This window comes from Bradyrhizobium sp. (assembly GCF_035484855.1).
Classification (GTDB): domain Bacteria; phylum Pseudomonadota; class Alphaproteobacteria; order Rhizobiales; family Xanthobacteraceae; genus Bradyrhizobium.
Genome location: NZ_DATHOP010000177.1, coordinates 24,762 through 34,348 on the forward strand (window position 1 = coordinate 24,762; position 9,587 = coordinate 34,348).

Here is a 9,587-nt window from a genome sequence, read left to right on the forward strand (position 1 = left end):
CCCGGACGCAGCGCAGCAACAGTGCTGCGAGCCGGTCCCCTCTACTTTGCATGGGGTTGTTTTCGCGATTTTTGTCCGGGCGGGGAGGCCGGGAGCGGCCGTTTCAACCGGCGGCCAGCCGCACGCCGGCGCGCAAAAATTTCTGCGGATCGACCGCTTCGCCGTCGATCCGGGTTTCGTAATGCAGATGCGGACCGGTCGACCTTCCGGTCGAGCCGACCGCGCCGATCACTTGGCCGATCTTGATGGGGTCGCCGACCTTGACGCCGATCTCCGACAGATGGCCGTAGCGGGTCGACAGGCCGTTGCCATGGTCGATTTCGACCATCCGGCCATAGCCGCCGCTCCATCCCGCCGACACCACTTTTCCGTTCGCGGTGGCGCGGACGGGGTCGCCGGTCGCGGCGCGGAAATCGAGGCCGGTGTGCATCGCGGGCCGGCCGAGGAAGGGATCGCTGCGGATCCCGAAGCCGCTCGTGAATTCGACCTCGCCGACTACCGGCTTGCGATAGGGCACCAGCGCCAGCGTCCGGTTGAGACGCTCGACCTGCGCGCGGGTGATGTTGATCCGGTAGAGCTGGCGCTCGAACGGGCCGGCATTGGCGGCAAGCTTGACCGGAACGAACGGGCCGCCCATCGGCGCGCGCGGGACTGCGGCTTCGAGCTGCGCCATGTCGAGGCCGAGATCGCTGATCGCGCCCTTCATCCGGCGAACCCGCGATTCCATGCTGTCCTCGGCGGCGTCGAGCGCTGCGATCTGCCGGCCCTCGACCTTGTCGAGCGAACTCTGCAGGCGGACCAGCACATTGTCGAAGCCCTGGACCTTGGCGAATTGATTCGGCTGCACGGCCGGAATGATCGGCGCGCGCGATTCCAGCCGTGCTTCACGATCCGGCGGCGCCACGAAAATCACGGTATCGCTGATCGGCGACGGCTTTGGCGTCCCTGCAGCGGGCGCGGCCTCGCTCGCCGCGGGCCCGCGCGACGGCGGCCTGATCGAGCCGGTGACATCGGGCATGGCGCCGAGCGCGGTGGCGCGCGACTCCAGCGTGGTCTGGCGGCGCATGATTTGATCGAGCTTCTGGTCGAACTGTTCCTGATCGAGCAATTGGCGGCTGGTGGTGCGGTCGACCTTGGCGCGCAACTCCGCGATGCGGTCCTCATAGGCGTATTGCATCTCGGCCTGGCGTGCGATCAGGCGGGTGAGCACGTCGTCGCGAAAGGCAAAATAGGTTGCGGTAGCCGCCGACCACATGCCGAGCATGGTAACGGTGCCGACCACGATCCAGAACACCACCGGTCCGACGCGAACCTGTTTGCCGGCGTGAACCAGGGTATAGCCGGCCTCCGAGCGCGGCATTGCGACAGCGCCGGTGTGGCCCGCCGCGGCGCGGCGAGGGGACGACCTGCCGTGGTCATGGGGGTGGTGCTGAGGGTACTCGGAATATTGACCGGAACGGTACGACATCGGCACTCCCGCGCCGGTCGGAGACGAGTTCCGTACGGCCAAATTTGCGGGAGTAATCTGACCTTCACATGGTTAATTTTTAGCGAACGCCACCGCCCCGGATTATACGGCCTGTGCCGCTGCCAGCACCTCGTCGGCATGGCCGTCGACCTTGACATGGCGCCAGATCCTGATGATCCGGCCATCGCCGCCGATCAGAACCGTGGTCCGAAGAATGCCCTGGAAGGTCTTGCCATACATGGATTTTTCGCCCCAAACCCCATAGGCCTCCAGCATCTGATGGGTTTCATCCGATGCAAGAGGTGTGACGAGCTCGTGCTTGTCGCGAAAGGCTTCCTGCGCCTTGGGCGGATCGGCGGAAACCCCGAGCACGGCGGTTCCACTTTCGGCAAACGCGCCCGATAGCCTGGTGAAGTCGATCGCTTCCCGGGTGCAGCCTGGTGTATCCGCGCGTGGATAGAAAAACAGCACGAGCTTCTTGCCCGCATGGTCGGACAGCGAGACCGTGCTGCCGCCATCGCGCGGCAGGCGGAACCCCGGCGCCTTGGCGCCTTCCGCGAGGCCCGATTTGGCTGTGGCGGGTTTCACCGGTTTGACTGAGTCGGGCTTCCCTGGCTGCTTCGATGGGGTCCTGTGCGAAGCTGCCGCCGTCGTCTTGCCGGCTTTTTTGGTGGCGTCCTTGGCCGGCTTGCTCGCCGTTGCGGAGCGCTTCTTGGTTGGTTGCCGTTTTGCCGATTTCACTTGTGGCGCGCGGACCGCCTTGCGCGGGGCGGGTTTGGAGGATTTGTTACGCGTTTTCTTGGACATACGCCTTCCTTTCGTCGCTTTCGGCGGATCAATCATGGATATCGCGGATGCTGTCCCGGCGCGCCGGATCAGGACCCACGGCTGGGCAAATCCGACAGCCTCGGAGTATGGTTAAGGAATTCGACGTATACCACCCCCATCCGCTCGTTGACCGCGCCGCTTGGGCCGGATGACGAGTAACAGTATTAATCGAGGATTGGCAGCGATGCCGACACAGGAGCGCGCGTTACGTGTCGACGGGCGAGACCTTGGCGGCGATCAATCTCACAATCAGCGCCAGCACCGAGAGGCAATGGCAAGAAATACGTCGCCCCAGGGGTCAAGTCCGCGCGCCGAGGACCAGCCCTCGCCGTGGGATGATGCTGATTGGGATCAGGACCATGACGACGCGGCCCGCCATCGCGCCCGGCGCTTGTTGTCGCGTCCGAGTTCGGGCCTGCATCGGATCGGCGACCAGTTCGCCGCATTGCGCAGGTGGGTGGCCGGCGAACGCTGGATCAGGCGCCTAGCCGTCGTCATCTCGGTCTTGATGCTGATCTTCGGCGGCTGCTTCTTCGCGCTATGGTGGCGGCTCGGGGCCGGTCCGATCGATCTCGAGATGGCTACGCCCTGGCTTGCAGCGGCGATCGAGGAAAACATCGGCCACGGCAACACCGTCGAGGTCGGCGGCACGCAGATCGAGCGGGCGGGGCGGATACGCATCGCCGTGCGCATCCGCGATATCATTGTCAGGGACCACGATCATGCGATCGTGGCGAGCGCGCCGAAAGCGGAAGTGAAACTGTCGGGTGCGGCGCTGTTGATGGGACGGCTTCGCGCCGAAAGCCTCAATCTGGTCGACGCCGAACTTTCGGTCCGCATCACGCCGGATGGCTACGTCACGGTTTCCACCGGCGACAACGCAAAACCCCTGGCCACCGGCGTCACCTCGAAAAAAGACGCAGGCATCGCGCCGACATTTCCGCGTCAAGTCGTGGGCGTGCCGCCGCCGGGAGCCGCGTCGCAACCTTCCGCTTCTGGAACCCCATCCGCGCCCTCGGCGCAGAATGGTCTGCTGGCCGGCCTCGATTGGCTCGACAGCCTGAGCCTCACCGGACTTGATGGCCAGAACCTCAACGAAATCGGTCTGAAGAACGGCAGCCTGATCATCGACGATCAGCAGCGCGGCAATAAATGGAATTTCGAGAACATTTCCCTCAGTCTCCGACGGCCCAGCGGCGGCGGCGTCGCGCTCAGCCTCGGCGAAGAGGGCAGCCACGCCTGGTCGCTTCGCGTCACGGTCGGGGCCCCCGAAAACGGCGTGCGATCGGTCGACATTCGCGCCGACAAGGTCTCCACCAGCAACATCCTGCTGGCACTGCGGGTGAAAGACCTGACCTACAGCGCCGATTTGCCACTCTCCGGCGAGGTGAAGGGGGAACTCGGCCGGGACGGCCTGCCGACCTTCTTCCGAGGCAAGCTCACCGCGGGCGCGGGCAATATCATCGACAGCGACACGCCCGACTATCCGATGGCGATCGATTCGGCGGAGATGAACCTCGAATGGGATGCCGGACGGCGCGTGCTGGTGGCGCCGTTCAAGATCGTTTCCGGCCAAAACCGGATCACGCTGCTGGCCCATCTGGAGCCGCCCAACGACAGCGTTCCGGACTGGCAACTCGGCTTTTCCGGCGGCACTGTCGTGCTCGCCGCCATCGACCCCGAACAGCCGCCGCTAATTTTCAATCGCATCGCGATCAACCTGCGTTTCGACACCGACAAGCGGCGTGTGCTGCTCACCCAGGCCGATATCAGCAACGGCGATATCGGCGTCGCCGGAACCGGCAGCATCGATTATGCGGCGGAGCCGCGCCTGACGCTGGGTCTTGCGGGCACGCCGATGTCGGCATCCGCGCTGAAGCGGATGTGGCCGATCCTGATCGTGCCGGAAGTGCGGGCCTGGGTGATCGAGCGGGTCGAGCGCGGCTCGCTGCAGCGGATCGATGTCGCCATCAATTCGCCGGTTCACAACCTGTCGCGGCGCGGTCCGCCAATTCCCGACGACGGCCTTTCCGTCAACATGGTCGCCACGGGGGTGACCCTGCATCCCGTCGACGAGATGCCATCGGTGCATGATGCCGATTTGAAAGCCCACGTCACCGGCCGCACCGCGACGGTGACGATCGGGCAGGCGATGGCCGATACCCCGGCGGGCCGCAAGCTCACCATTTCGGATTTTGTCTTCGAGGTGCCGGACATGGCGCCGAAGCCTTCGCCGTCCCGGGTAAAATTCCGGATCGACGGTCCGGTGCCGGCGGCGGCCGAGATTCTCGCCTCGGACCGGCTGAGCGATATTTCCGGCACCTTCATCGATCCCAATGCGAGCAAGGGCACGGTTTCCGCGATGATCACGCTCGGCATGCCGGTCAAGGGCGAATTGACCAAGGCCGACACCACCTATGCCGTGTCAGCCGACCTCAGCGGATTTGCCGCCGACAAACTGGTGATGAGCAAGAAGCTCGAAGCCAGTACGCTCAAGGTCGTGGCCAACAATGCCGGATATCAGGTCAGGGGCGACGTCAAGATCGACGGGCAACCGGCTACCCTGGACTACCGCAAGCCGGCCGAGGGCGAAGCCGACATCAAATTGCAGGCGACGCTCGATGATGCCAGCCGCGCCAAGCTCGGGTTGGATCTCGGCCCGTCCGTCAGCGGCACGCTCCCGATCAAGCTGACCGGCAAGGTCGGTGCCGACAGCCGCATGGGCATCGAAGCCGACCTGACCCAGTTGAAGCTCGACAATATCCTGCCGGGCTGGGTCAAGCTGGCGGGCAAGTCGAGTCGCGCGGTCTTCAACGTGGTGCAGAAGCCGCAATCGACCCGCTTCGAGGACATCGTCATCGATGGCGGCGGGGTGTCGATCAAGGGTTCGCTCGAAGTCGACCAGAACCGCGATCTCATCAACGCGAATTTCCCTGTCTATTCGACGTCGGAGGGCGACAAGGCCTCACTGCGGGCCGAGCGCGGCACCGACGGCGTCCTGAAGGTGACGATGCGCGGCGACGTGTTCGACGGCCGTGGCTTCCTCAAGTCGGCCATCTCCGGCAAGGAGACCGCCGACGCCAAGAACAAGACCAGCGGCATCGACTTCGATGTCGACCTCAAGATCGGCGCGGTCGCAGGCTTTTTCGGCGAGGCGATGCGCAGTATCGATTGCAAGGTGTCGCGGCGGGGCGGGGTGATCAAGAGTTTCTCGCTGAGCGGCAAGGTCGGACACGATACGCCGCTGACCGGCGACCTGCGCGGTCGCGCGCAGGGACGCGACGTGATCTATCTGGAGACCGATGACGCCGGCGCGCTGTTCCGCTTCACCGACACCTATTCCAAGATGGTGGGCGGCCAGCTTCAACTGGCGATGGATCCGCCGACCGTCGAACCCAGCGCCAAAGAGGGCGTGATCAGCGTCCGCGACTTCACCATCAAGGGGGAAGCCGCCCTCGATCGCCTGGCCGCGGGCGGCCCGGCCGGTGCACAGACCGGCGTTTCCTTCTCGCGAATGTTCGCTCAGTTCACCCGGCAAAATGGGCAACTCTCGATCCGGGAGGGCGTCCTGAAAGGCCCGATGATCGGCGGGACCATCGAAGGCAGTATCGACTACCCCGCCAACCAGGTGCGCATGAGCGGCACCTTCGTGCCGATGTATGGGCTGAACAACATGTTCGGCCAGATTCCAGTCCTCGGATTGTTCCTCGGCGCGGGCAGCAATGAGGGCCTGTTCGGGGTGACCTACGAGATCGTCGGAACCACCGGCGCGCCGGTGCTTCGCGTCAATCCGATCTCGGCCATATTTCCCGGGGTCACCCGGAAGATCATGGAATTCAACACCGGCAAGCAGAACAACCCGATCGAATTCCCGCCGAACAACTGATCGCGCCTTGTCATCAGCGCCGCAGCGCCGGCACCACCAGAAACGGGATCATCCCCAGCAGCACGCTGACGAGCGCAAACCCGATCAACGGGTTGTAGCTGTGCGACCAGTCGTGGATCAGGCCGCCGCCCCAAGAGCCGAACGCCGATCCGAGCCCGCTGCCGAACGAAACCGCGCCATAGATGGTGCCGACCCGTTTCCCGCGAAAGATCTTCATCGTGGTTGCGGCCAGGAGCGGGCCGCGAGAGCCGACCATGCTGCCGAAGCAAACCACGAAACCGGTCAAGAGCCAGTAGTTCGGATACCACTGCAACAGCCATAGCATGACGATGCCGGCGATCGAGACGGCATAGCTGAACAGGACCGACGGCCTGCGGCCGATGATGCCGTCGAGCGAGGAGACGCCGAGCATGCCGAACAACAGCACGACGCCGGAAAAGCCCCAGGCGGTTGCCGCCTGCAACGGCGCAAATCCCGCGTCGATCAGATAGGCCACGACCTGCGGCGTGATTGCATACATGCCGATGGCGGTGAAGAAGAAGGTCGAAAACAGCGCCCAGAACGCGTGATGACGCATCGCGCCGAGCAGCGTCCAGCCCTCGTCGGCGAACTCGGCGGCAGCGCTCTTGGCCAGATGCGGCGAGCCGGTCGAAAACAGCCGCCACGGCAGCAGCAATAGCGGCACCAGCAGGACGAGCGAAACGATGCCGAAAATCTGATAGGCCTCGCGCCAGCCGAGGTGATCGATCAGGAGCTGCGAGGCCGGCAGCAGGATCAGCACACCGGCACCGGTCGCGGAATACACCACCGCCATCGCGGTCGGCAGCCGCGGGCCGAACCAGCGGCCGAGCAGGATGGAGTTCGGCACGTTGCCGATGAAGGCGACGCCGAGCCCGACGCAAAGCCCGATGCTCAACTGGACCTGCCACAGCGACTGTGCATGGGCCGCGAACAGGAACGCGCCGCCGAGCAGCAACAGCCCCAGCGAATAGACGCTGCGCGGTCCGGAGCGATCGAACAGCCGGCCGATCAGCGGCGCGGCCAGCCCGCCCGCGAGTGCCGCGATCGAATAGACCGAGACCACCTGGGCGCGATCCCAGCCGAAATCCTCGGAGATCGGCTTCAGGAATACCGTAAAGCTCTCGGCGAGACCGCGGCCGAGCACCGACAAGGCAAAACACAGCGCCAGCACGTTGAGCGCGGTGCGCGTCGAGTTCGGCGGCTCGGCTGTCGTTTGCTGCGGCGGCGCTTTTTGATCCATGACCTGCAGGGAGCGCGTTTCCGCCGGAGCTAGCAAGGGTCTAAAACGAATGCGGCTATGCGGGCTTGAGCAGGACGTGGCGCTTCTTGCCGAGCGACAGTTTGATCACGCCTTCCGGCGTGAGATCGGATGATTTCAGCACCATCTTCTCATCGGTGACGGCGATATCGTTGACCCGCAGTCCGCCGCCTTTGATCTGGCGCCGCGCCTCGCCGTTCGAGGCGACGAGGCCGGCCTTTACGAACGCCGCCAGTACGCCGATGCCGGCCTCGAGTTCGCCGCGCGGAATCTCCACGGTCGGGAGATTTTCGGCCACACTGCCTTCCTCAAACGTCTGCCGCGCGGTTTCCGCCGCGGCGTTGGCGGCATCGCGGCCGTGCAGCAGGGCGGTTGCTTCGGTCGCCAGCACCTTCTTGGCCTCGTTGACCTCCGCGCCTTGCAATGCCGCGAGCCGCGCGATCTCACCCATCGGCAGGATCGTGAACAGCTTCAGGAATTTGACGACGTCGGCGTCCTCGACATTGCGCCAGTATTGCCAGAAATCGTAGGGGCTGAATTCGTCGGCGTTGAGCCAGACCGCGCCCTTGGCGGTCTTGCCCATCTTCTCGCCCGAGGCCGTCGTCAGCAACGGCGTCGTCAGCGCGAACAGTTGCGGCGTGCCCATGCGGCGGCCGAGTTCGACCCCGTTGATGATGTTGCCCCATTGGTCCGAGCCGCCCATCTGCAACCGGCAGCCGGCGCGCCGCGACAGTTCGACGAAATCATAGGCCTGGCAGACCATGTAGTTGAACTCGATGAAACTCATCTCCTGCTCGCGCTCGAGCCGGAGCTTGACCGAGTCCATCGTCAGCATGCGGTTAACCGAAAAATGCCGGCCGATGTCGCGCAGCATCTCGATCCAGTTCAGTTTCGTCAGCCATTCGGCATTGTCGAGCATGATGGCGTCGCTGTTGCCGTCGCCATAGCGCAGCACCTTGGCGAATACGCCGCGGATGCTCGCCTTGTTGGCCTCGATCTCCTCCACCGAGCGCAGCGCCCGCGATTCGTCCTTGCCGGAGGGATCGCCGACCATGGTGGTGCCGCCGCCCATCAGGGTGATCGGCTTGTTGCCGCTCTGCTGCAGCCAGTACAGCATCATCATGGTGAGAAAGTTGCCGATGTGCAGCGAGGGTGCGGTACAGTCGTAACCGACATAGGCGGTGGCCTCGCCCCGGGCGGCGAGCGCGTCGAGGCCCTCGAAATCGGAACACTGGTGGATGAAGCCGCGTTCCTGCATAATATTGAGAAAATCGGACTTAAAAGCACTCATTTGTGTGCGACTCTGATCATCTTAATTTCACGGTATTTATGCGTAATTTGTGGAACCCTGAAGTTCGGCTGCCTAAGGCCGTTGCGCTGTGGCATTATAAGATGTGCTTGTTTGACACAAGCCGGGTGTCAGGAGCAGGGCGGCTGGGCGTCGCGTAGGACACCATGACGATGATGTTGACGGCAATCGGTCTGATGAGCGGCACCTCGCTCGACGGGGTCGATGTCGCCTTGATCGAAACCGACGGCAAGCAGGTCAAGGGTTTTGGGCCGACGGGATACCGGCCCTATACCGACGGGGAGCGCGGGCTGTTGCGTCAGGCCCTGACCGAGGCGGTCCATCTGTCGCAGCGCGATGCACGGCCGGGAATCCTGCGCGAGACCGAGCAGGCCATCACGCTGGCCCATGCCGAGGCGGTAAGGGCCTTTATCGCGCAGAACCGCATCACATCAGAGGATATCGATATTGTCGGCTTCCACGGCCAGACCGTGCTGCACCGGCCGGAGCGCAAATTGACGGTCCAGATCGGCGATGCGGCGGCCTTGGCCAGGGCGATCCATATCCCGGTCATGCATGATTTCCGCGCCGCCGACGTCGCGGCCGGCGGGCAGGGCGCGCCATTCGTGCCGGTCTATCACCGTGCGCTGGCGCAGTCGTTGGAGCGCGAAGGGCCGATCGTCGTGGTTAACATCGGCGGCGTCTCCAACATCACCTATATCGACGGTTCCGATGTCCTGATCGCCTGCGACACCGGCCCCGGTAACGCGCTGCTCGACGATTTCATGTTCCGGACCGTCAAACAGCGGTTCGACTGCGAGGGCCGGTTCGCTGCCCT

General features: G+C 64.2%; 6 protein-coding genes. 2 read left to right on the plus strand and 4 right to left on the minus strand.

What is annotated here, in order from left to right:
• Nucleotides 1-103 precede the first annotated feature (103 nt).
• Together VK804_RS20255 and VK804_RS20260 are read right to left on the minus strand one after the other, a co-directional pair.
• Nucleotides 104-1,468: a M23 family metallopeptidase gene (locus VK804_RS20255; protein WP_325373504.1), complete on the minus strand. Its 1,365-nt coding sequence runs from the start codon at nucleotides 1,466-1,468 to the stop codon at nucleotides 104-106.
• Between the two features lie 102 nt (nucleotides 1,469-1,570).
• On the minus strand, nucleotides 1,571-2,275 hold the full coding sequence (locus VK804_RS20260) for a peroxiredoxin (protein WP_325373506.1): 705 nt from the start codon (nucleotides 2,273-2,275) through the stop codon (nucleotides 1,571-1,573).
• A gap of 205 nt (nucleotides 2,276-2,480) precedes the next feature.
• Between VK804_RS20260 and VK804_RS20265 the strand changes: the two genes are divergently transcribed.
• Nucleotides 2,481-6,182: a DUF3971 domain-containing protein gene (locus VK804_RS20265; protein WP_325373508.1), complete on the plus strand. Its 3,702-nt coding sequence runs from the start codon at nucleotides 2,481-2,483 to the stop codon at nucleotides 6,180-6,182.
• 13 nt (nucleotides 6,183-6,195) lie between these two features.
• Here the strand turns inward: VK804_RS20265 and VK804_RS20270 are convergent, their stop codons facing one another.
• Nucleotides 6,196-7,443, minus strand: a complete 1,248-nt coding sequence (locus VK804_RS20270) for an MFS transporter (protein ID WP_325373509.1) — start codon at nucleotides 7,441-7,443, stop codon at nucleotides 6,196-6,198.
• 55 nt (nucleotides 7,444-7,498) lie between these two features.
• The gene (gene tyrS, locus VK804_RS20275) at nucleotides 7,499-8,752 is read right to left on the minus strand and encodes a tyrosine--tRNA ligase (RefSeq protein WP_325373512.1); all 1,254 of its coding nucleotides are present in this window, start codon (nucleotides 8,750-8,752) and stop codon (nucleotides 7,499-7,501) included.
• 170 nt (nucleotides 8,753-8,922) lie between these two features.
• Between tyrS and VK804_RS20280 the strand changes: the two genes are divergently transcribed.
• Nucleotides 8,923-9,587 (plus strand): anhydro-N-acetylmuramic acid kinase (locus tag VK804_RS20280; RefSeq protein ID WP_325373514.1); only part of this gene is annotated, 665 nt, incomplete at its 3' end.